We start from the raw sequence: 22,388 nt of genomic DNA, 5'->3' as shown, positions 1-22,388 counted from the left end.
TCGATTTAGTGCGCACTTTCGCCGCCCTCAGCGGAGAACCACAAGGTCAGCGGCCTGCACTCAGTCGTGATCTTGAAACGTGAGCCAAGTCAGGTCACTGACGCGCAGTGGGCGGCACTGGAGCCGCATCTGCCTGCCGCATCGGGCAAAGGGCGTCCGCCGAAGTGGAGCAGGCGGCAGTTGATCGATGGGATCCGGTGGCGGATCCGGACCGGGGCACCGTGGCGGGACGTTCCTGCCTGCTACGGCCACTGGTTCACCGTGTATGGCCTGTTCCGGCGCTGGCAGCGGGAGGGGATTTGGGCGCGGATCCTGGCGGCCTTGCAGGCGTGTGCGGACGCCGCCGTGAAGATCGATTGGACGGTCAGCGTGGACTCCACCATCACCCGGGCTCACCAGCACGCGGCCGGAGCCCGCCGGGACGGCCACCTGCAGAAGGAACCACCCGGCGGGGTGCACAGCGAGCCGGCCGATCACGCGCTGGGGCGCTCACGCGGCGGGCTGACCACCAAGACCCATCTGGCTTGCGAGCAGGGTCGCAAGCTGCTGGCTGCGGTGGTGACCGCCGGGCAGCGGGGCGACAGCCCGCAGTTCATCCCGGTGCTCGGCAAGATCCGGGTGGCCCGCCTCGGCGGTGGCCGTCCCAGGACCCGCCCGGATCGGGTCCTGGCCGACAAGGCCTACACCAGCAAGGCCAACCGGACTCATCTGCGCCGGCGTGGGATCAAGGCGTGCATTCCGAGCAAGGCCGACCAGGACGCTCACCGGCGAGCCAAGGGATCGAAGGGAGGCCGCCCACCGGCCTTCGACCCCGCGCTCTACCGGCTGCGTCATGCTGTGGAGTGCGGCATCAACCTGCTCAAAGGCAACCGCGGCATGGCAACCCGTTACGACAAGCTCGCCGTACGCTACGAGGCCGTCGTCATCATCGCTGCGATCAACCAGTGGCTCAATGCCTTATGAAACACGACCTAGTTCGTGCTGCACATCGGAGTCGCCTGGGAGCACCTGCCGCAGGAGCTCGGCTCGGACATGACCTGCTAGCGGCGCCTGGCGGAGTGGAACAAGGGCAGCGGCTGCACGAGGTGCTGCACGATCGGCTGCGGGCGGCCGACGCACTTGACTCTCCCGGGCCGTGGTGGACTCTTCCTGATCAGAGCGTTAAAGGGGGAGACCGGCCCGTCCCCGGTCGATTGAGGGCGGACCGATAGCAATCACATCACCTGATCACTGGGGCCACCGGCATCCCGTTAGCCGTCATCTTGACCGGCGCGAATCGCAATGACGTCACCCAGCTGCGCTCGTTGTTGGATGCCATTCCGAAGGTGCGTGGCAAGCGCGGCCGGCCCCGCCAGCGTCCCGACGTCGTGCTCGCTGACCGCGGCTACGACCATGACAAGTACCGCGCATTGGTGTGCGAGCTGCAGGTCTGCCCGCCGATCGCCCGCCGCGGCACTGAACACGGCTCAAGCCTGGGCAAGAGTGATGGGTCGTCCAGCAGACCTTCGCCCTGCCGCACGGTTTCCGCCGACTGCACATCCGCTGGGAAGTCCGGGCCGACATCCAGGAGGCCTTCCTCAAGCTGGCCTGCGCCCTCATCTGCTGGTGGCGCCTCACTTCATTACGTTAGGCGCTCTAAGTCCGCGCAGATTCTGGCGATGCGCTGCGACGATCATGATGGGCTGCACGGCGGGCGGTAAGGACAGCTAGTAGATCGTTGCTGAGTTGCAGGTTCATCCGGACACGGTCTCGGAGTGGCGGTCATGGGTTCCTGCGCCTGCGGGCTGGACGAGTCGGTCGATGAGGCACACTTGCTGCCCGCCGACAACCAGCCTGGACCAGGCATGCGTGTGTTTGGGCCATGCTGGAGGAGACATCAACTGGTGCCACGCACTGGACCCGCGCCTCGACGGCGAAGCGCAGCGGCCTGTCGGAATTGACCATTCGGTCGGACCTGGCGGGCCCTTCGTCCAAGCCATAGGCGGTCAGCGGTTTGGTGGTTATGGTCCAGCCAGCGGCGAGTCCGGATGCGGCTGGAGGCGCCACTCAGTTTGCTCTTAGCGAGTTTTGCCAGGCCGGGTTCATGAGGTGACCTGAGTGATCACGGCCCAGTGGTTCTAGACACAGCAGTTGTGCTGGGCGGAGCAGGATGGAGAAGATCCCCCACAGGACAGTCCGGATGGACCCGTCCTTCCGCACCACGGTGTCACAGGCGCTTGAAGCCGGGGGTGCAGGGATGATTTGTAGTTGTCGTCGATCGCACAGCGCGGCTCCGTGACCTGCCGTGCTGGGCAGCTTAGACCTCTCCGGCGGGAGTGGGTTCCACGTGTCGGCGCATCCGGCGAACCGTCGAGCTCGCGGGCAATGTGAGACTTGCGGCTCTCTCAGGGACCGGCGAGAGCAACTCGGTTCATTTGTGTGGTGCTCCAACTGGTAGGGCAGGCTGGTTGAGCTGTGTTCATCGGCATCTCCAAGCAGTCGAGGGCTCGTCGAGAATGGTCTCCAGCGTTTGGAGAAGTGTCGGTCGGCGCGATTCACGTCGGTTGGGGTTCGGCTGAGCTGGTCCACGCCTGCCAGAGCTCGGTGTACCGACCGCCGCGGGCGAGCAGTTCGGTGTGGGTTCCCTGTTCGACCACGGTCCCTTCGTGCAGGACGAGAATGCGGTCGGCGGCTTCGGCCTGGGTGAGCCGATGGGCGATGATGAGGGCGCCGCGGCCGTCGGTGGCGGCGCGAGCGGCCTGCTCCAGGTCGCGGGCCCCGGCGGAGCCCGCTTCGGCGGTCGCTTCGTCGAGGACGACGAACCAGGGGTCGGCCAGCGGAACCCTGGCCAGGGCGATCTGCTGCGCCTGGGCGGGGGTGAGCGGGTGGCCGCCGTCGCCGATCCGGGTGTCGAGGCCGTCGGGGAGCGCCGCCGACCAGCCGTCGGCGCCCACGGCTCGCAGCGCCTCGAACAGCCGCCGGTCGTCCGCGTCGGGAGCGGCCAGGGTGAGGGCGTCACGCAGGGTGCCGGCGAAGACGTGGACGTCCTGGCTGACCAGGGCGATCCGGGTGCGGATGTCTCCAGGGTCCAGGGTCTCGTACGGGTGACCGGCCAGCGAGACCACGCCCTCGGTCGGCGTCAGGACACCGCGGGCGATGGCGCCGAGCGTGGTCTTGCCCGCCCCGCTGGCGCCGACCACGGCGACCCGTTCGCCGGGGGAGATGGTGAGGGAGGTGGGAGCCAGTACGGGATGCCCCGGCGTGTAGGAGTGGCTGACGGAGTCGAGCACCAGCGGCCCCGGCGCGGTGGGGGCGGCCGTCCGCCGGGCGGGGCGCGGCAGACGGGTGACGCCCACGAGGCGGGCCAGGGCCGCACCGGCCGACTGCAGTGCGTCGAAGACGGTCAGCAGCGCGCCGATCGGGTTGAACAGCCGGTGGAAGTAGAGGGCGGCGGCGGTGACCTCGCCGACGGACACGGCATCGGCCCGCACCAGCAGGAACCCGGTGGCCAGCACCGAGCCGAGGCCGATGAGCTCGGCCCGGTTGGACCGGGCGAAGAACCGGGTCAGCAGCCGGAACACCGTGAGGCTCAGGTCCCTGGCCCGGCCCGAACGGTCGTCGATGATCGCGAGCTGGCGTTCCTCGTGGCCGAAGGCCCGCAGCGTCGCCGCGCCCTGGAGGCCGCCGACGAGCGCCTCGGTCAGCTCGCCCTGGGCGATGCGTTCCTGGCGATGGAGCGGACCCGAGCGAGGCAGGTACCAGCGCAGGCCCAGCACGTAGAAGGGCGCCGCGACGAATCCGGCGAGCCCGAGCCGCCAGTCGAGGGCGAACAGGCCCGCCGCCGTGAAGGCGATCAGGACCACCGAGTTCACCAGCATGGGCACGATCTCGCCCAGGGAGTCCGCCACGGTGGCGGCGTCGTCGCCGACCCTGGAGATCAGGTCGCCGGTCCCGGCCGTCTCGATCCGCTGGGCGTCGAGGTGCAGGGCGGTGTCCAGGACCTCCTCGCGCAGCTCGGCCAGGGCGGGCTCGCCGGCGCGGGCCAGGAACGCGACCGAGGCGGCGGTGCAGAGGGCGCCCAGCACGGCGGCCACGGCGATGGCCACGGCGTACGGGGCGACCGACGCCTCACCGGCGGCCACGGCGTCGACGATCCTGCCGAGCATCCACGGCGGCACCACGGAGCACAGACCGGCCAGGACGAACGCGACGACCGCTGCCGCCAGCGGCCACCGGTGCCGGAGGACCAGCCGCCGGGCGTACCTGGAGGTGTCGCGCCAGGACGCGATGGGCAGCAGTTCGCGGCTCATCGCAGCACCAGCTCACGGTAGTCCGGCGCCGCGCTCAGGTCGCGGTGGGCGCCCTCGGCCACCACCGCGCCGTCGCGGACCTGGAGGACCCGGTCGCACCGCGCCAGGAGCGCGGGCGAGCAGGTCACCAGCCAGGTGATCAGCCCGCCGCCGGGCGGGTGCCGCAGGTCGCGGATGCCGTCGGCGATCCGGTGCTCGGTGACGGCGTCCACGGCGGTGGTGGGATCGTGCAGCACCAGGATCGGCGCCCGCGAGGCGAGGGCCCGGGCGAGCGCGACACGCTGGCGCTGCCCGCCCGAGAAGGCGGCGCCGCCGGACGTCACCGGCCGGTCGGGACCTGCGGCGTCGTCGGCGGCCGAGGCGGACAGCACGGCGTCGAACGCGGCGTCGTCGAGCAGACCGGCCGGGTCGACGTTCCCGCGAACGGTCCCCTCGAACAGGTCGACGTGGTGCGGGCTCACCACCAGATGCGCGCGCCGGGCCTCGGTGGAGAGCTGGTCGAGCGGGACGCCGCCCAGCGTGATCGAGGCCGAGCCGAGGGCGAGCGCGTCCATCAGCTCGCTCGCGCAGACAGGGTCCTCGACCGCCAGGCCCAGCATCTCCCCGGGACGGGACACGACGCGCAGACCCGACAGGCGGCGTCCGGTCAGCCCCTCCACCCGCAGCGCGGCGCCGGTCGGCGGAAGCGCCCGGGTCCCCTCCTCGACCAGGGGCTTGCCGGTGAGGTGACCGAGGATGCGGACGGCGGAGGCGTGAGCCTGGGCGGCCTGGGCGCCGATGCCGCCGACCGCCTCGATCGGCTCGGCCAGGTACTGGCTCAGGCCGACCACGGTCACCAGCCCGCCGACGGTGATCTCACCGGCCAGCGCGAGATCCCCGGCGAGGAACGCCACCAGGGCCAGGAACCCCCCGCTCAGCAGGGACGTCAGGCCGAGCATCGCGCCGTGGGACTCCGCTCCCCGGATGCCCGCGATCCGCGCCCGGCGGCTGACCCCCCGGTAGCGGGCCGCCGCCCGGTCCTCCGCGCCGATGCCCTGCAGGACGCGGAGTCCGCGTACCAGATCGGTGGCGATGCCGGTCGCGTGCGCCGTGCCGGCCTGCTGGTCCCGGGTCCGCCGGGAGACCAGCGGGGTCAGGACCTGGACCGCGGCCATCACCAGGGGCACCCCGAGTAGGACCACGAGCCCCAGCCCGGTGTGGATGCCGAGCAGCACCCACGCGCTGAGCGCCAGGGACGCCGCCGAGGCCAGGCTGTAGCCCAGCGACCGCAGCGCGAACGCCATGCTGTCGGTGTCGGAGGTGGCGAGCGAGAGCGTCTCGCCGGTGAGCGCGTCGGTGCGCACCCCGCGGGCGTCCAGCGCGTGGCGGGCGATCTCGGTACGGAGCCGGTGGCGTTCGCGCTGGATGACGCCGAACCCCAGCCGCGAGCCGAAGCGGTAGGAGGAGGAGAGCACGCCGAAGAGCACCAGCAGCGCGGCCCCGCCCAGGGCGAGCCAGGTCCAGTCGGAGGTCGCCACCGCCCGGTCGATGATCAGCCCGATCAGCACCGGCACGAGGGTCTCGCAGAGCTGCCACAGGGTGAGCAGGAGCAGGAAACCCGCCATCCGCGCCTTGTTGCGGGTCACCCCCCGGAACACGAACCGCCAGGGCGAGCTGCCACCGGGGCCGAGATCACGGCGCGTCGTCATGCGTCACCGCCCCCGCGCCGACGGGGACCACGCGCTCTCAGGATCGGGTACGACCCGGGCCGGACACCGACCACCTCGGCCACCAGGTCGGGGGTCACCCTCGACGAGGGCTCTCCCCGCGCGACGATCGCGATGAGGCCGGTGGCGTAGCGGGCCGCCTGGGCGCGGGTGGCGGCCCCGGGAGACGAGGTCGACGACCGTGATCGCCTCCCGGGCGACCGAGCTCTGCGGCAGCAGCCCGATCCGGCGCGCCGGCTCCTTGGGGCGCAGCGACGGTTCCGCGGAGGGGCTCCGCATCAGGCGACTCCTTGGAACGTTCCGGAGGGACGACGTGCAGGTAGGGGCCCGAGGGTCCCGACGGATCGGGAGACTACCCTGCCCGTTGACCTTGCGATTACCTAGGTCGACTTACCGAAGTTCAGCCGGGTCGGCGCCCCCTGCGGCGACCCGCTCGCCCGATGAAGTCCTTGGAGACGGCGCGGGAGGGGCCCGTCGCCGAGACCTTCCAGGAGATGCTCGCCCTGATCGGCGCCGCCGAAGACCTGGCCGACTGAGCCGCCTGTGGGCGGCCGGGCCGGAGAAGTCAGCTCAGCGCGGCCGCCTTGCGCAGCAGCACCGAGCGTTCCCGCCGGTTGGCGCAGAGCCGGGCCGCCAGCTCCAGCTCGGCGCGCGCCTCCGCCCGCCGGCCGAGCCGGGCCAGGAGCTCACCGCGTACGGTCGGGACCAGATGGGAGCCGGGCAGCCGGTCCGAGGCGATCAGCTCGTCCACGATGTCCAGGGCCTGCGCCGGTCCCGAGGCCATGGCGACGGCGACGGCCCGGTTGAGTTCGACCACCGGTGAAGGCGCGACCCGGCCGAGTGCCTCGTAGAGCACGACGATCCGGTCCCAGTCGGTCGCCCCGACCGAGGGCGCCGACGCGTGGGTGGCGGCGATCGCGGCCTGCAGGCCGTACGGGCCGAGACCGCGGACCGACGCCTTGGCCAGCGCGGCCAGCCCGCGGCGGATCGCCGCGACGTCCCACCGCCGCCGGTCCTGCTCGTCGAGCAGGACCGGCGAACCGTCCGCGGCGGTCCTGGCCGGGAACCGCGCGGCCGTCAGCTCGCACAACGCCAGCAGGCCGTGCACCTCCGGCTCGTCCGGCTGCAGCGCGGCCAGGGTGCGGGCCAGCCTTATCGCCTCGTACGCGAGATCGGGACGCCGGTCCAGCGTTCGGCCTCGTCGGCGGTGCGGCCGCAGGCCAGGACGAAGTCGCGGACCAGCTCCACCGGGGGCAGCCGGTGCCTGCGGGGGTTCAGCGCGTCGGACAGCGTGCTGGTGGGATGGCCGGTCCTGCGCCCGAGCACGGCCAGCGAGGGGTCCCCGGCCCAGACCTTCAGCAGGCGGAGCAGGAGCACGAACTCTTCCGTGGTGCGGGCGGCGGCGGGATCCGGGGCGTGGTCCTCGGCCGGGCGATCACCTGTACGCACGCGCAGAGTTTAACGATCATGACCCTGCTCGGACAGATCCGGATGAACCCGGCCAGACGTTGGCCACCGTGGCAGACCACCCTTTGCCAGCATGTCGCCAGATCAAGCATCGGAGGACGACATGGGGTACGGAGGGGGCTTCCGTCCCGATCCGCAGGGCCGGATGCGGTGGAGCGAGAACGGGCGATGGACCGACGACGTGCGCGACCCCGACGGGACCGTGCGCAAGGACGGCCGCATCCCGGCGTCGGCGCCGCCGTCCACACCACCCATGCTGGGCGTCGACCCGCCGCGCCGCTCTGACATGCCCACCCGGTCGGCCTCGTCGGGGCCGGATCTGGCGGGCGCCGGCGGCGCCGTCCTGGGCGCCACCGGCTGCGGCGGCCTGGTGCTGACGGGCGTCGTCATGCTCGTCCTGATGGCGTTCGTGTGGCAGCTCCGCTGGGTCTTCCTGGCCTTGTGGCTGGCCCTGCCCGTGGTGGGCGTGCTCCTGCGCAGGCGCGGGCGGCTGCGGGGCTGGGTCGCGATCGGCGGCGTGGCCGGCTGGCTGATCCTCGGCCTGCTCGTCCTCACGGGCTTCCAGATCGAGCAGGGCGTACGAGAGTCCGAGAGGCGCGAGGTCGCCGAAGCGCACCGGTCGGCGGACGCCGAGACCGCCAAGGAGATCGGCTTCACCCGCGACGCCCTGGCCGGGATGGGGGACGACGGCTTCTGCCGCAACACCTTCTACGGCGACGTCGCCGACGCCCTGGCCGCCCGGGAGCAGGTTTCGTCCTGTTCGGAGGCGGTCGAAAGCATCACCGCGCGGATCGGGCCGGAAGGGCTGGAGGCGCTCCGGAGCCTGGAGATGACCAGGATTCGCTCGTACGTTCCGGAACGTGAAGCCACCGAGCACCACGTCTACCGCCTCGGCGGCAACCCGCTCGGCTGGAGCGAGATCGAGGTGAGCCACAACGCCATCAGAGGGTTCGTCATCCACGCGTTCGCCTAGACGGCATGCTGCTGCAGGTCCTGCAGTCGCACTGCAAGCATGGCGCGCGGACCTGGATCCCGACGGGCGTCGCCCCGGACCGCTCCCTTCACCGGCGGCCCGCCTGGAGTGCCTGATCGTCCGGCAGGGAGCCGCCCTGGTCAAGGTCGGCTCGTTCTGACCGGCGTCTCAGCCGGCCAGGGCATGCACCTCGATCTCCGGGCACAGCTGGGGGCTCGTCCTCACCGAGCTGGGTCTCGGCGAGATGCAGGCCAGACGAGGCGTCCCCGAGGCCGTCGGGCGGCTGCGGCAGTGCCTCCGATGCTGGACGGACAAGCGGGTCCCGGCGCTGCGGCGCGTACGCTGCTCGCTCTCGCGTCCGCCGCGGAGCGGGCGGGCGACCCGGCGGCGCGGGACCTGCTCACCGAGGCGTTCCGGCGCTACCGCGGGGTGGGCTCCCCGGCCGCGGCGGACGTCGCGAGAAGGCTCGGCTGCCGGGGAAGGACGCCCCCTCGCCGACCCGCCGGGGGTGAGCCTGGCGCTCGGCGAAGAGCTGGGCGGATGCCCTTGATCACGGCCCGGGGTCCATGACGAGCCGTGATCAAGGGAAGCGTGCTTGCGGTCAGGCGCAGGTGTAGCCGGACGGCAGGGCGGTGTTGCCGTTGGGCCTGCTCGCTTGGAAGCCGAAGCTGGTGGTGCCGGCTCCGGGCGCGAGTGTGCCGTTGTGGCTGACACTTCTGACCGTGACCGTCTGGCCGTCGGTGGTGATGGTGCCGTTCCACGAGCCGGTCAAGGTGTGCCCGGCAGGCAGGGTGAAGGTGACGGTCCAGCTGGTGATCGTCGAGGTGCCGGTGTTGGTGATGGTCAGCGGCTGGATCACGTACCCGTTCCCCCACTGGGACTGCACGGTCGGGGTGGCCGAGCAGGCGCCGGTCGTGCCTCCCTGGGTGGTGATCTGGACGGTGCCGGAGACCGGTGAGACGTTCCCGGCGGCGTCGCGTGCCCGGACCTGGTAGCGGTAGGTGGTGTTCGCGGTCAGGCCCGTGTCGGTGAACGAGGTCGTGGCCGAGGTGCCGGCCTGGGTGAAGGTGCCGCCCGTCGCGCCGGGGGCGCGCAGGATGTCATAGCCGGTCACACCGGTGTCGTCGGTGGAAGCCGTCCAGGTCAGGCTGGTGCCGGTGGCGGTGGTGCCCGAGGCGGTGAGCCCGGTCGGGGCGGTCGGCGGCGTGGTGTCGCCCCCGGTGGGGGCCGTGGTGAAGGTGACCGGCGCGGAGTTGGCCGACAGGTTGCCCGCGCCGTCGCGCGCCCGTACGTACACCTGGTACTGGGTGTCGGCGCTCAGCCCGGTCAGGGTGATCGAGTTGGTGGTGGACTGGCCGAGCTGCGGGTCGGTGGCGCCCTGCTCCCGGTAGACGGTGTAACCCGCCAGGCCGGAGCCGCCCTGGTCGGTGGACGCGGTCCAGGTCAGCGTGGCACCGGTGGCGGTCACGTCGGACGCGACCGGGGTGCCCGGCGTGGTCGGGGGCGTGGTGTCGCCCGGATTCGCGGTCAGGCCGAAGAACTCGATGGCGCGGAGGGCCATGCCGCTCTGCGGGAGAACATGCCCGGCGCCCTGGATGCTGTACGCCTCCACCTGCACGGTGCCGGACGGATTCGCGTACCGGCTGCGGTTCCAGTTCGCCTGCGGGGTGTCGGTGCTGGTCGGGGTCTGGCTCAGCCCGAACACGTCGGTCCACTGCTCGATCGACTCCCGCAGCAGCGAGTAGGGCACGAGGGTGTCGCCGGTGCCGTGCCACAGCTGCATGCGCGGGCGCGGGCCGGAGTATCCCGGGTACGCCTGGCGGACCGCGTCGCCCCACTGCTGGGGCGTTCTGTCCATGCTCCCGCCGGTGCACCTGCTGCTTCCGGGCGGGTAGTCGGAGGCGCCGGCGAAGCAGTTGAAGGGCACGCCCATGAACGAGGCCCCTGCCTTGAACACGTCCGGGTAGACGGCGGCCATGTGCTGGGTCATCATGCCGCCGGACGAGCTTCCCGTCGCGTAGACCCGGTTCGGGTCTCCCTGATGGTTCCGCTCGACATAGTCGATCATCGACATGATCGAGACCGGATCGCTGCCGCCGCCGCGCCGCTTGGCCGCGTCCGACCAGGTGTCGAAGCAGTTGCCGAACCCCGCCGACTGGGTGGCGCTCGGGTAGATGACGATGTAGCCGTATCGATCGGCCAGCGAGGCGAACTCGCTGCCCTGGTAGAAGCCGGGGCCGGAGCCGCCGCAGCCATGCATGGCGACCACGATCGCCGGCGACGCCGGGCGTGAGTCCGGGACGTAGACATGCATCCGCATGTTGCCCGGGTTGTTGCCGAAGGCGGTCACCTCCACCAAGGTGGCGGCCACGGCCGGCGATCCGAGTACCACGCTGATGACGGCGAAGAGCGCCGCGGCGCAGGCACCGGCCAGCACCCTGATCGATCGTCTCATTCGCGCTCCTCCTCTCATTTCCGCGGCGCGCCGCGGATCGGTCCGCCGCGTATCGACATCGGTCGCTGGAACGTAAAAGCGCCAGGTCTCACTGTCAATGCGCGTTCGGTGCGCGTGCCGCCGGTTCACCCGGGCGGGGAGTCGTTTCCCCTCGTTATCAAGTACCTTGCTATCAAGGACCTTGATAAGCGGAGAGAAACTTTCATCGGGACCCGTTACGGCGGGGGCGCGATATCGTCTCCTGGTGACCGATCCGGGTGTCCCCGCGGCCGTTGCGCCGGACGCACCGCCGCCCCGTGTGAGCTACCTGGTGTTCCGGCTGGAACGCCGCATCCGCGCCTGCCTGGATGAAGCGCTCGCCCGGCACGGCCTGACGACCACCGCCTACATGGCGCTCAGCGAACTCCGCCTGCGTGACGCCCCGTCCTCGGCCGACCTGGCCCGCATCGCCTTCGTCACCCCGCAGGCGATGAACCTGGTCATCCGCGATCTCGAACAACGCGGCCTGATCCGCCGCGACCCGCATCCCCGCGGCGGACGCGCTCTGCGCACCCGCCTCACCCCGAAGGGCCTGGACACCCTCCGGCGCTGCGACCGCTCCCTCGACAGCATCGAAGCCGTCATGCTCGCCGAGATCGGCGACCCGGACCGCGCGACACTCGCGGAAACGCTCACGCTGTGCGCCCGGGCCCTCCACCCGGACACGCGGCCCTGACCCCGCGACCAGGTTCGCCCGCCGTCGAGGAAGTCGTTCGCTACAGTGGGACCGTATTCATCGTACGAATCGCGGGCCGGTTTCATGCATTCAGACAAACGAGAAGTCGCTCGTCCGGAAAGCGCGGGCAACTTATTGGTCGCGTCATCGGGCTTACGGCGTGACGACATCCCGATCCGGGATTTCTTCGGGGCGGTGATCAGCCTGGACGACTTTCTCGCCGGCCGGCCCGAGGTGAAACAGAAAACCGTCTACCTGTGCGGCGACATATCCAGGATCGGCGGCCATGAGCTCGACGGGGCCGCGCGGGTGTTCGTGGTCCGGGGGCTTTCGTCTGGTTATGACGAGGAGGCCCGGCTGGTGGACCTCGGACGGGTTCCCCTCGGCATACACGGCGTCGGCGTGTATTACCGGCGCTTCTTCGATCCCGGCTCCGACTTCTTCGGCCGGATCCGCTCGGAGCACGCGTTCCAGTCCCTCACCGAGTCCACCAAGCCGGGCGCGGCCCGTCGGACCGGCATCTACCTCACTCCCGTCACGCGAGCCGGTGACGAACTGCGCTTCCGCCTGCTCCGGTGCTCCACGAACCTCTCCGGGCCGACCGAGAACTTCTCCCCGACGGACGCGCACATCGTCGAGGCCCTGAACGACGAGGCCGCCTTCGTGTTCCGCGACCACGCCCCGCTCAATCACGTCCTCGCGCAGATCTACCACAACACCCCGGCCGACGCCGCGCGCAAGCAGTCCAAGGCCAGGATCTCGGCGCACGCCGACAAGACCAAGGACATGCCCGTCAACGGCATCATGGCCTTCTGCACCTTCTACGACGGGCTCGACAAGCTGCGCCCCTCGGCCGAGGACGCCTTCGACCACGGTCTGAACGGTGTCAGCGGGCTGACCAGGCTCCACTTCCGGCTCAAGGAGGAGGCCGGGGACCGGCACGCGCTTCCCCGGCAGTTCGCCCTCACCCTGTATCCCGGCTCCGTCTTCTTCATGCCGCTGTCCACCAACCGGCTCTACACGCACGAGATCAGGCCGTCCACGCTGGACGCCGCAGCACTCCCGATCCGCCTGGGGTACGTCGTCCGTTGTTCGAGCACCGAAGCCGTGCACAAGGACGGCCACACGTTCCTCAAGAGAGACGGCGAGTTGACGAAGCTGGAACCACCCACCCCCGAGGGCATGGAGGACCTGCGCAAGCTGTACGCCGAGGAGAACAGGACCACGTCCTTCGTCGATTACGGCGACAGGTTCCTCTTCAGCATGAACACGGGAGACTACCTTGCCCCCCGGCCGTAGGACGCCGGACGGGTTCCGCTCGTACCCCGTGCCCGTCGAGGGCGATCTCTTCCAGGAGCTGTACGCGTCGACGCGGTTCGAGGACGTGGGAAAGGGCCGGTCGGGGGCTGTCCTGGTCAAGGTCGACGAGAACGGTGACGTGCCCCTGGTCCGCACCACCACCCGCTACGCCGCTCCGGCGCAACGTTTCCGGGCGGTGCACGAGCGGCTGGCCCGGCGGATCGAGGAGTGCGCGGCGCCGGCGGCCGGCTTCGACAACGCTCTCGCCGAGGTCTACACGAACGCCTACGCGACCATGGGCGGCCATTCCGACCAGGCCCTCGATCTGGCGGACGACTCGTGCATCGCGGTCTTCTCCTGCTACGAGCATCCCGAGGCGGGCCCGCCGAGAAAGCTGATCGTCGAAGCGAAGGAACCCGGCGGCCAGACGTTCGAGATCCCGTTGACGCACAACAGCGCCGTCGTGTTCTCCGTGGACATGAACCGGCGGCACCGGCACAAGATCGTGCTGGACAGGTCCTCCCCGCCGGCCGAGAACCGATGGCTGGGCGTCACCTTCCGCACGTCGAAGACCTTCGTACGGTTCCGCGACGGGCAGCCCCGGCTGCCGGACGGCGCCCGCCTCACCTCGGCGGACGACGGGCAACAGCGCGAGTTCTACCGGCTGCGGCGCCGTGAGAACCAGGAGACGGACTTCGCCTACCCCGTGCTCACGTACACCGTCAGCGAGAGTGATCTGATGCCGCCCGTCTGATCGAAGGCCCGTGGGGCACGGGACCGACGTCGCGTCCGTCAGGTCCCGTACCCCACAGCACGTGCCCACGTGGTCAGCGGACTTCCTTGAGGTAGGTGACCGCCCGGTAGGCCGATTCGATCGCCCCGTCGACGAAGCCGTGGTTGGCCTGGTCGGTCGTCGACACGGTGATCCGGCCGAGCGGGGTGCCGATCTTGTCCGCGGGGGTCGGCCCGTGCGGCCAGATGTCCGCGTCCCACGGCAGGATGTAGTACCGGGCGTAGCCGTGCGCCCAGCGGTTCACGGTGATCCCGGCGATGTCCTTGGCGGGGTCGAACCCGGCGGGGGTCAGCACGTCGGCGAGCGCGGCGCGCATGCTGCGCTCCAGGTCCTCGAACGACATCCGGGCCAGGGCGGCCCGCCCGGCCTTGGCCGCGGCCTGCGGGTTCGCCAGGCCCGACGGGGTGAAGCCGGTGCTGAAGTGGGCCACGATGGGCTCGTTCGGGTTGGCGGAGAACTTGTAGTGCCGTCCCATGCTCACCGGGAAGTCCAGCGCCGCGCTCGACCACAGGCCGTTGGCGAACCTGATCGAGTTGATGCCGAGCTCGGCCCACGGCTTCCAGTTGCGCAGGGCGACGTTCGCGTAGACGATCGGGTACTTGACCGCCTCGTGCCCGGCCGCCTTCTGCTCGTCCGGCATCTCCGGGACGATGTGCGGGATCATCGAGTTCCAGCAGGCCAGGACGACCCCGCCGGCCTGCACCCGCTTGAGCTTGCCGTCCTGGACGTACTGGATCTCGACCGCGCGGCGCCCGGCGGTGTGGGCCACGCGGACCGCGGTGCTGTTGAGCCGGATCTTGACCCGGTTGCCGGGATTGTCGAGCAGCTTGTAGTTGCACGTCGAGGTGACCAGGTCCTCCATGGAGTTCCCCGGCAGCGCGCCCGGGACGAGGCGGCGCACCAGCGCCCTCGCGATCGAGGCGTTGCCGTCCGGGAAGTGGAAGATGTACGGGTCCGTCGCGCCCCACATCCGGGTGTAGGTCTTGATCAGGCCGGGCCAGGGCTCGCCGCTGTAGTCGAGGCCGAGCCCTCCCGTGCCCGGATAGCCGGACGCGGCGGCGTCCAGCGCGCCGAAGTAGTCGATCGTCATCCCCGTACCACCCATGGTCGACTTGAGCATGTAGTCGTACGCGGCGCCCGACACTCCGGCGTGGTCCCGGAGGAACTGGCCGTAGGTCAGCCGGCGGAGCCTGTCGAGCTTCTCCTCGGCCGACAGGCCCGGAAGGTAGTCGATGTTGCCCTCGTACACCTCGATGAGCTTCTGCTTCGAGGCGTCGTCGAGCGGTGCGTCCTTGAGCGTGACCTCCAGCTTCGAACCGGGCGGCACCAGCGAGACGTGCGTGCGGCCCCACTGCTCCGCGTCGAAGTGGACGGCGCGACCGCCGGCTCCGTGGTTGGCGTAGAAGGTCCGGTCGTAGTAGGTGTAGAACTTCTGGATGTCGATCCCGACGTCGGTGAGCAGCTGCTTCGCCTCGGGCGGGTACGAGCTCGGGGTGTCGATCGACTGCGACCCGCCGTAGCCGATGAGCGTCTTGCCCTTGACGGTGAACTCGTTGCGCTTGGCGTGGCCGCCGAAGTCGTCGTGCGGGTCGATCACGAGGATCCTGGCGTTGCGGTTGACGTCCCGCAGGTAGAAGTGGGCCGCGCTGAGACCGCTGATCCCGGCGCCGACCACGACCAGGTCGAACGTCTCGCCCGTGTCGGAAGGCTTGCCCGCCTTGTCCCAGAAGGTGCCGTCACGGAGGGCGTGCGCGATCTCGAAGGATCCCACGTGGCTGCCGCGGAGGCCGGTGAGGGCCGGCGGGTAGGCCTTCGGCTTGCCGCTGTTGCCGGGGCCCGTGGCGGCGGCGGCCGTGCCGCCGCCGAAGAGGCCGCCGAGGGCCAGCGCGCCGCCGGTCAGGGCGATGCCGTCCAGGAAGTCACGGCGGGTGATGCCGCTGCGCATCCCGAGTTCCTCGTCAGACCATCCGGCATTCGGTCGTTTCTTCGCGCTCATCGCGCGTCCTCCTCAACATTGGGGGTGCGGTAAGGCTCATGTGGTCGGGGTGTGCGGCGGGAGCCGGTCGGCTCCGGGCTCCCGTGCGGTCAGGACTGGGCGGCGGGCGCGGGCTCGGTCTCGTCGTCCGGCTCGACCTCGTTGAAGTGCAGCTCCGGCGGGCGGCGGGTGAACATCCGGGTCAGCCCCAGCAGGTAGACGAACCCGGCGCCGACCCAGGACAGGCCGACGACGAACGTCAGGCCGGACAGGCTGGTCCACAGCCACAGACAGAGCAGCAGGCCGACGGCGGGCACGACGCCGTACTTGACCAGGTCCTGCGGGGTCCGCCGGCCCTCGTTCACGACATAGTGCTTGATCACCGAGAGGTTCACGAAGGAGAACGCCACCAGCGCGCCGAAGCTGACCATGGCCGACGCCAGCTCCAGGCTGATGACCAGCGCCACCAGCGATATCGCGCCGACCGCGAGGGTGGCCCGCACGGGGTTGCGGAACCGGGGGTGGACGTAGCCGAAGAACCGCTTCGGCAGCACGCCGTCGCGACCCATGGCGTACAGGATGCGGGACACGCTCGCCTGCGAGGTCATGGCCGAGGCGAACGCGCCGGAGATGTAGGAGGCGGTGAAGAAGGCGGTCAGCAGCGCCCCGCCGACGTGTCCCATGACGTCCAGCGCCGCCGAGTCCGCGTCGGTGAACGACTGCCAGTCAGGGAAGGCCAGGTGCCCGACGTAGGAGATGAGGATGAAGAGGACGCCGCCGGCCAGAGTCGTCAGCATGATCGCCCGGGGCACCCGCCGCCGGGGGTCGCGCGTCTCCTCCGACAGCGTGGAGACCGCGTCGAACCCGAGGAAGGACAGGCACAGGATCGCCGCGCCGCCGAGGATCATCGACAGGTCGGTGCCGGCGCTGAAGAACGGCTCGACGATCGACGGCATCGGCTCACCGGCGATGGCGCGCACGGCGCCGGCCAGGAACACCACCACGAACACGACCTGGATCCCGATCAGAATGAAGTTCATCCTGCTCACCATCTGGATCCCGAGCACGTTCAGCCCGGTGACCAGGGCGATCGCGGCGAGGACCCAGACCCAGGCCGGGATCGCCTCGAAGGCCGCGTTCAGGTAGATGCCGATCACCAGATAGTTGATCATCGGCAGGAAGACGTAGTCCAGCAGCAGGGCCCAGCCGGCCATGAAGCCCAGGTGCGGGCCGAACGACTTCTGGGTGTAGGTGTAGGCCGAGCCGGCGTACGGATGCGCCTGCACCATCCGCCCGTAGCTGTAGGCGGTGAAGAGCATCGCGGTCAGGGTGACGACGTACGCGCCGGGCAGGTGCCCCGCGGTCATCTCCGTGACGATCCCGTACGTGGTGAACACGGTGAGCGGCACCATGTACGCCAGCCCGAACAGGACCAGTGAGGGCAGGCCGAGTACTCGGCGCAGGTGGGGGGTGGTGGGGACGTTGGGGGGTTCACTGGACATCGGTGCCTCCTCAGGGGCGTTCGAAGACGACGGACCCCTCGGCGATGGTGTAGTCGACATGCGCGTCGCCGATCGGGCCGGCGTCGCGGGTGAACAGGTTGCGGTCGAGAACGGCGAGGTCGGCGCGGTTGCCGACGGCGATGGTGCCGGCGTCGTCGTCATGGTTGACGTACGCGGAGCCGGCGGTGAACGCGGCTAGCGCCACCGGCAGCGGCAGCGCCTGCTCCGGCAGGAACGGCGCGTTGTCCCGGTTCTCGGGGTCGATCCGGGTGACGGCGACCTCGATCTCCTCCAAGGGGTTGGCGGTGGTCACCGCCCAGTCGCTGCCCATCGCCAGGGTCGCGCCGGAACGCAGCAGATCCCCGAAGGGATACTGCAGGTCGGCGCGGTCCCGGCCGAGGAACGGCAGCGTCAGCTCTTCCATCTGCGGCTCCAGCTGCGCCCAGTACGCCTGGCAGTTGGCCGTGACGCCGAGATCGCGGAAGCGGGGAAGGTCGTCGGGGTGCACGAGCTGCACGTGGGCGATGTGGTGCCGGTGGTCGGCGGCGCCGTTGGCGGTCCTGGCGGCCTGCACGGCGTCGAGCGCGTTGCGTACGGCGCGGTCGCCGATCGCGTGCATGTGCACCTGGAAGCCGAGCCGGTCCAGTTCGGTGACCGCCGCGGTCAGCAGCTCGCGGTCGACGTAGGTCAGGCCGTGGTTGCCGGTGTGCCCGCCGCAGCCGTCGCAGTAGGGCTCCAGCAGCGCGCCCGTGTAGTTCTCCATCACCCCGTCGGTCATGATCTTCACGGAGGTGGGACGGAACCGCGCGGTGCCCGCCTCCCGCTGACCGAGGAACTCCGGGATCTGGTCCAGGCCGCGGTGCCGGTCCCACCAGAGCGCCCCCACGACGCGGGCGGTGAGCCGGCCTGACGCGTCCAGGGAGCGGTAGGCGTCCAGCGTGGCCGGGGTGACCCAGGCGTCCTGCCAGCCGGTGATGCCGAGGGAGTGCAGGTGCGCCTGCGCGTTGACGATGGCGGCCTCCCACTCCTCCCGGGAGGGCGGCGGGACGTGGCGCTCGTTGTAGGAGTACGCGGCGCCCTCGTGCAGCGTGCCCGTGGGCTCGCCGGTGCCCGGGTCGCGCTCGATCCTGCCGTCGGCCGGGTCCGGGGTGTCCGCGGTGATCCCGGCCAGCGCCAGCGCGGCGGAGTTCACCCACGCGCTGTGCACGTCCCGGTTGAACAGGAACACCGGCCGGTCCGGCGCGATGGCGTCGAGGTCCTCCTTGCGGGGCGTGCCGCCGGGGAAGTACTCCATGGCCCAGCCGCCGCCCACGATCCAGGGCCGGTCGGGGTGGGCGGCGGCGTGGGCGGCGATGCGGTCGAGGTAGGCCTGCCGGCCCACCAGGCCGTCCAGGTCCACGTTCAGCCGGTTGCGGCCGGCGAACGGCGCGTGGAGGTGCGCGTCCTGGAAGCCGGGCAGCACCATCCCGCCCCGGGCCTCGATCACCCGGGTGCGCGGGCCGATGAGCTCACGTACGGCCGGGCCGCCCAGCGCGGCGATCCGGCCGCCGCGCACGGCCACCGCGTCGGTCCAGCTCCGGGCGGCGTCCACGGTGTAGACGTCGGCTCCGACAATGACGAGATCGGCGAATGGGGTCACTTGGGGGGCACCTTCGGGGAATGGATGGGACGGGCTGGGGTCACAGGAAGTACAGGCGGGACAGCGCCACCCGTTCGGCGGGCGCGGAGCTGACGGGCTCGCCGTCCAGGCGGACGGCGCCGGTGCGCGGGTCGACGCTGACCTGACCGGTGCGGCCGTTGCGCACCATGTCGGCCAGGCCGATGCCGCGCGTGCCGCGCACGGCGACCCGGCGGCGGCGGGTGGGCAGCAGGTCCGTCCCGGCCTCGGCGGCGGCCCGGCTGACGAAGGCGACGGACAGCTCGGCCGGGGCCGCGCCGTGCCCGCCGAACTGCGGGCCGAGGACCAGCGGCTGCGCCTGCGACACCGCCGCGTTGGGGTCGCCGGTCACGCCCCAGGCGGGGAATCCCGCCTTGAGCACGAGCTCCGGGGTGGCGCCGAACCTGGACGGCTCCCACAGCACGAGGTCGGCGAGCAGACCCGGCCGCACCGAGCCGATCTCGTGGCCGAGCCCGTGCGCGATCGCCGGGTTGACGGTCAGCTTGGCCAGGTAGCGCAGCACCCGGGCGTTGTCGTGGCGGTCGTGCTCGGGCCCCCGCTCGGCCTTCATCTTCGCGGCCAGGGCGAAGGTCCGCCGGACCGTCTCCCCGGCCCGGCCCATGCCCTGGGCGTCGGAGGAGGTGATCGGGATGACGCCGAGGTCGTGCAGGACGTCCTCGGCGCCCATGGTCTGCTCGCGGATCCGGTCGCGGGCCATGGCCTCGTCGCAGGGCAGGTCGGGGGAGAGGCCGTGGCAGGAGACGATCATGTCGTAGTGCTCGGCCACGGCGTCGCGGCCGAACGGCAGCGTCGGGTTGGTGGAGGAGCCGATGACGTGCGGCTGCCCGGCCAGGCTGAGCACGTCGGGCACGTGGCCGCCGCCGCAGCCCTCGATGTGGAAGGCGTGGATGGTGCGCCCGTCCAGCACGGCCAGGGTGTCACGCACCGACAGGCTCTCGTTCAGCCCGTCGGTGTGCAGCGCGACCTGCACGTCGTGCTCCTCGGCCACCCGCAGCGCGGTGTCCAGCGCGCGGGCGTGCGCGCCCATGTCCTCGTGCACCTTGAACCCGCAGGCGCCGCCCTCGGCCAGCGCCTCGACGAGCGGCTCGGGGCTCGACGACGAGCCCCGCGCGAGGAAGCCGATGTTGACCGGCCAGGCGTCGAACGCGGCGAACGAGGTGCGCAGCGCCCACGGCGAGTTCACCCCGACCCCCCACACCGGGCCGAACTCCTGGCCGAGGATCGTGGTCACCCCGGAGGCGAGCGAGGCCTCCATCACCCGCGGGGACAGCAGGTGGACGTGGGTGTCGATCACCCCCGCGGTGGCGATCAGCCCCTCGCCGCTGATGATCGTGGTCCCGGTGCCGGCCACCACGTCGACCCCGTCGAGGGTGTCGGGGTTGCCCGCCCTCCCGATCGCGGCGATCCGGCCCTCCCGGATCCCGATCGAGGCCTTGCGCACCCCCAGCACCGGGTCGAGGATCAGCACGTTCGACACGATCAGGTCGCACGTGTCACGCGTCGAGGTCGCCTTCAGGTGCAGGCCGTCGCGGGCGGTCTTGCCGAACCCGGCGAGGAACTCGTCCCCGTACCGCTGCGCGTCCGCCTCGACCTCCACCACCAGCCCGGTGTCGCCGAGCACCACCCGGTCGCCGGTGGTCGGCCCGTACACCGCCGCGTAGTCAGCGCCGTCCACGTCACTCCGCTCCCAGATAGCCGCAGGCCCTGGCACGCTCCAGCGCCGCCTCCCGGGCGCCGGGGGCGTCCAGCGGCCCGTCCACCAGTCCGGCGAAGCCGACCACCACCCGCGCGCCGCCGATCGGCGCCAGCCGCACCTCGACGGTCGCGCCGGGGTCGAACCGCACCGCCGTCCCGGCGGGCACGGCCAGGTGCCGTCCGTACGCGGCGGCCCGGTCGAACCTGAGCCGCGGGTTCACCTCGAAGAAGTGGAAGTGGGAGGTGACGCTGATCGGCACCGCCGCCGTGTTGGCGACCGCCACTGTCACGGCCTCGTCGCCGGGCTGCCCGGGACGCTCCGCTGCGGGCAGCAGCGCGCCGGGCCCCGCCGGGTCGAGCCCCTCGGGCCCGAACGGCGCGGTCACCACGGCCAGCCGGGTCCCGTCGTCGAAGACGGCCTCGACCTGAACCTCGGTGACCACGTCCGGCACACCGGGCAGCACGTCGTCCGGGGTCAGCACCGACCGGCCCGCTTCGATCGCCTCGCTCAGCCGCCGGCCGTCCCGCGCCGCCTCGCACACCGTGTCGGCGATCAGCGCGGTGGCCTCGGGCACGTTCAGCCGCAGCCCCCTGGCCCGCCGCGACCGGGCCAGCTCCGCCGCGGTGAAAAGCAGCAGGCGATCACGTTCCGATGGGACCAGCCGCACGACGATCACCTCCGTGGCTGTAGGTAGTCGGCCGAGGTGGGGACGATTAGAGCACGCACAGAAACGTTCCTGCAATGGTCTGAAGAAACGTTCCTGTAAACTCGCCGGGTCGCTCGCCCACGGCCGCGCGGACCGTCGCGCCGCAGTACGGTTGGCTTTGATGAACATGACCCGACCGATCACCCTGCTCGACGTGGCCCGCGCGGCTGGGGTCTCGACGACGACGGTGTCCGACGCGCTCAACGGGCGAGGCCGGCTTCCCGCCGCGACCCGCGAGCGGGTGGCCGCGGTCGCCCGCGAACTGGGTTATGTCGCCAACCACAGCGCCCGCAACCTGCGCAGGGGCCGCACCGGGGTCATCGGCCTGTACTTCCCCGACCGCACGATCGGTCTCGAGTACTACATGGACCTCGCGATCGCCGCCGCCGAGGAGGCGCTCTCGCACGATCTGGCGCTCACGCTCATCCCCGCGACCCGCGATCCGGGGCGCGTGCCGTCCCTCCATCTCGACGGCGTGGTCGTCTCCGACCCGATGCTCGGCGACCCGACGCTGGAGACCCTCACCAACCTGCGGGTGCCGATCGTCACCTGCGAGCGCGACCTGACCCCCGGCGCCCGGCACGCGGGCCGGGTCGAGTCGGATCACGGCGCGGCGACCCGCATGCTGCTCGAGCACCTGGCTCTCCGCGGCGACCGGATCGCGATGCTCTGCCCCGGCGAGGAGACCGCGTTCGGCCTGGACATCCGCGCCGGCTACCAGGCGTGGTGCGCCGAGACCGGCAGACAGGCGCTGATCTACGACGTGCCGCTCGTGTGCGAGCCGCAGGACGTCAGCCGCGCGGTGGCCGCGGCCCTGCAGGCGCCGGGAGGCGTCGACGCGATCGTCTCCGTCCCCGACGGCGGCGCCAACAGCGCCCTGCAGGCCGCCTTCCAGCAGGGCCGCCACGTGCCCAAGGACCTGCGCGTGGCCGCCTACGTCGACAGCCCCTCGCTGCGCGGCCTGGCCACCCCGATCACCGCGATCGACATCGCCCCCCGCGAGATGGGCCGGCGGGCGGCGCGGATGCTCGCCGACCTCCTCACCGGCGCGATCGAGCCGGGCGCGGTGGAGGTCCTTCCCACCCGGCTCATGGTCCGAGCCAGCACCTCGTCGGCCAACTGAGAACGTCGATG

The 22,388-nt window shown here is 71.2% G+C and carries 16 protein-coding genes and 1 pseudogene; 7 read left to right on the top strand and 10 right to left on the bottom strand.

Annotated elements, in window-relative coordinates:
- The first annotated feature begins 66 nt into the window (after positions 1-66).
- Positions 67-963 (top strand): IS5 family transposase, encoded by an 897-nt coding sequence (locus ACGFI7_RS18320; protein WP_393405655.1) that lies wholly within the window; start codon positions 67-69, stop codon positions 961-963.
- A 260-nt stretch (positions 964-1,223) separates the two neighbouring features.
- A complete protein-coding gene (locus ACGFI7_RS18315; protein ID WP_393405705.1) occupies positions 1,224-1,700 on the top strand; it encodes a transposase in 477 nt (158 codons plus the stop codon).
- Between the two features lie 834 nt (positions 1,701-2,534).
- Here ACGFI7_RS18315 and ACGFI7_RS18310 read toward each other — a convergent pair.
- The 4 genes and pseudogenes from ACGFI7_RS18310 to ACGFI7_RS18295 all read right to left on the bottom strand — a co-directional run bounded on the left by ACGFI7_RS18310 (position 2,535) and on the right by ACGFI7_RS18295 (position 7,444).
- The gene (locus ACGFI7_RS18310) at positions 2,535-4,289 is read right to left on the bottom strand and encodes an ABC transporter ATP-binding protein (RefSeq protein WP_393405653.1); all 1,755 of its coding nucleotides are present in this window, start codon (positions 4,287-4,289) and stop codon (positions 2,535-2,537) included.
- Complete coding sequence (locus ACGFI7_RS18305; protein ID WP_393405651.1) at positions 4,286-5,977, bottom strand: ABC transporter transmembrane domain-containing protein; 1,692 nt, start codon at positions 5,975-5,977, stop codon at positions 4,286-4,288. Before ACGFI7_RS18305 ends, ACGFI7_RS18310 begins: the two co-directional genes overlap by 4 nt.
- Before the next feature lie 583 nt (positions 5,978-6,560).
- Positions 6,561-7,175 (bottom strand): annotated as a pseudogene (locus tag ACGFI7_RS18300) (RNA polymerase sigma factor); the annotation flags it as partial.
- Entirely contained in the window at positions 7,148-7,444 is a 297-nt protein-coding gene (locus ACGFI7_RS18295) for a hypothetical protein (RefSeq protein ID WP_393405649.1), read from the bottom strand. The pseudogene ACGFI7_RS18300 and the gene ACGFI7_RS18295, both read right to left, overlap by 28 nt.
- A 121-nt stretch (positions 7,445-7,565) precedes the next feature.
- Between ACGFI7_RS18295 and ACGFI7_RS18290 the strand changes: the two genes are divergently transcribed.
- The gene (locus ACGFI7_RS18290) at positions 7,566-8,435 is read left to right on the top strand and encodes a hypothetical protein (RefSeq protein WP_393405647.1); all 870 of its coding nucleotides are present in this window, start codon (positions 7,566-7,568) and stop codon (positions 8,433-8,435) included.
- A gap of 601 nt (positions 8,436-9,036) precedes the next feature.
- Here ACGFI7_RS18290 and ACGFI7_RS18285 read toward each other — a convergent pair.
- Positions 9,037-10,890 (bottom strand): PHB depolymerase family esterase, encoded by a 1,854-nt coding sequence (locus ACGFI7_RS18285; protein WP_393405645.1) that lies wholly within the window; start codon positions 10,888-10,890, stop codon positions 9,037-9,039.
- A 244-nt stretch (positions 10,891-11,134) separates the two neighbouring features.
- Here ACGFI7_RS18285 and ACGFI7_RS18280 point away from each other — a divergent pair, with 244 nt between their 5' ends.
- From ACGFI7_RS18280 to ACGFI7_RS18270, 3 genes are all read left to right on the top strand, one after another.
- Positions 11,135-11,605, top strand: a complete 471-nt coding sequence (locus ACGFI7_RS18280; protein ID WP_393405643.1) for a MarR family winged helix-turn-helix transcriptional regulator — start codon at positions 11,135-11,137, stop codon at positions 11,603-11,605.
- A gap of 195 nt (positions 11,606-11,800) precedes the next feature.
- On the top strand, positions 11,801-12,904 hold the full coding sequence (locus tag ACGFI7_RS18275; RefSeq protein WP_393405641.1) for a hypothetical protein: 1,104 nt from the start codon (positions 11,801-11,803) through the stop codon (positions 12,902-12,904).
- Positions 12,888-13,658, top strand: coding sequence for an alpha-ketoglutarate-dependent dioxygenase AlkB (locus tag ACGFI7_RS18270; RefSeq protein WP_393405639.1), 771 nt, complete (start codon positions 12,888-12,890; stop codon positions 13,656-13,658). The genes ACGFI7_RS18275 and ACGFI7_RS18270 overlap by 17 nt, the downstream gene beginning before the upstream one ends.
- A gap of 73 nt (positions 13,659-13,731) precedes the next feature.
- On the opposite strand, the gene ACGFI7_RS18265 is transcribed toward ACGFI7_RS18270, so the two are convergent.
- The 5 genes from ACGFI7_RS18265 to ureA form a co-directional block, all read right to left on the bottom strand.
- The gene (locus ACGFI7_RS18265; protein ID WP_393405637.1) at positions 13,732-15,642 is read right to left on the bottom strand and encodes an NAD(P)-binding protein; all 1,911 of its coding nucleotides are present in this window, start codon (positions 15,640-15,642) and stop codon (positions 13,732-13,734) included.
- A 140-nt stretch (positions 15,643-15,782) separates the two neighbouring features.
- Positions 15,783-17,174: an APC family permease gene (locus tag ACGFI7_RS18260; RefSeq protein WP_393405635.1), complete on the bottom strand. Its 1,392-nt coding sequence runs from the start codon at positions 17,172-17,174 to the stop codon at positions 15,783-15,785.
- A gap of 10 nt (positions 17,175-17,184) precedes the next feature.
- Positions 17,185-18,813 (bottom strand): amidohydrolase, encoded by a 1,629-nt coding sequence (locus ACGFI7_RS18255; protein ID WP_393405633.1) that lies wholly within the window; start codon positions 18,811-18,813, stop codon positions 17,185-17,187.
- A 40-nt stretch (positions 18,814-18,853) separates the two neighbouring features.
- Entirely contained in the window at positions 18,854-20,527 is a 1,674-nt protein-coding gene (locus tag ACGFI7_RS18250; RefSeq protein WP_393405631.1) for an urease subunit alpha, read from the bottom strand.
- Position 20,528: 1 nt separating this feature from the next.
- Positions 20,529-21,215: an urease subunit gamma gene (ureA, locus tag ACGFI7_RS18245; protein ID WP_393405629.1), complete on the bottom strand. Its 687-nt coding sequence runs from the start codon at positions 21,213-21,215 to the stop codon at positions 20,529-20,531.
- Between the two features lie 160 nt (positions 21,216-21,375).
- Here ureA and ACGFI7_RS18240 point away from each other — a divergent pair, with 160 nt between their 5' ends.
- A complete protein-coding gene (locus ACGFI7_RS18240; protein ID WP_393405627.1) occupies positions 21,376-22,377 on the top strand; it encodes a LacI family DNA-binding transcriptional regulator in 1,002 nt (333 codons plus the stop codon).
- The last annotated feature ends 11 nt before the right edge of the window (positions 22,378-22,388 follow it).

This window comes from Nonomuraea sp. NPDC048826 (genome assembly GCF_043198225.1).
GTDB lineage: Bacteria > Actinomycetota > Actinomycetes > Streptosporangiales > Streptosporangiaceae > Nonomuraea.
This window is presented reverse-complemented; position numbering and strand designations above follow the sequence as displayed.

What these genes read in the sequence shown, in the direction of transcription:
- ACGFI7_RS18240 (WP_393405627.1), top strand. Translation starts at nt 21,376, where the DNA reads ATGAACATGACCCGACCGATCACCCTGCTCGACGTGGCCCGCGCGGCT.
- ACGFI7_RS18305 (WP_393405651.1), bottom strand. Translation starts at nt 5,977, where the DNA reads ATGACGACGCGCCGTGATCTCGGCCCCGGTGGCAGCTCGCCCTGGCGG.
- ACGFI7_RS18260 (WP_393405635.1), bottom strand. Translation starts at nt 17,174, where the DNA reads ATGTCCAGTGAACCCCCCAACGTCCCCACCACCCCCCACCTGCGCCGA.
- ACGFI7_RS18310 (WP_393405653.1), bottom strand. Translation starts at nt 4,289, where the DNA reads ATGAGCCGCGAACTGCTGCCCATCGCGTCCTGGCGCGACACCTCCAGG.
- ACGFI7_RS18265 (WP_393405637.1), bottom strand. Translation starts at nt 15,642, where the DNA reads ATGCGCAGCGGCATCACCCGCCGTGACTTCCTGGACGGCATCGCCCTG.
- ACGFI7_RS18290 (WP_393405647.1), top strand. Translation starts at nt 7,566, where the DNA reads ATGGGGTACGGAGGGGGCTTCCGTCCCGATCCGCAGGGCCGGATGCGG.
- ACGFI7_RS18285 (WP_393405645.1), bottom strand. Translation starts at nt 10,890, where the DNA reads ATGAGACGATCGATCAGGGTGCTGGCCGGTGCCTGCGCCGCGGCGCTC.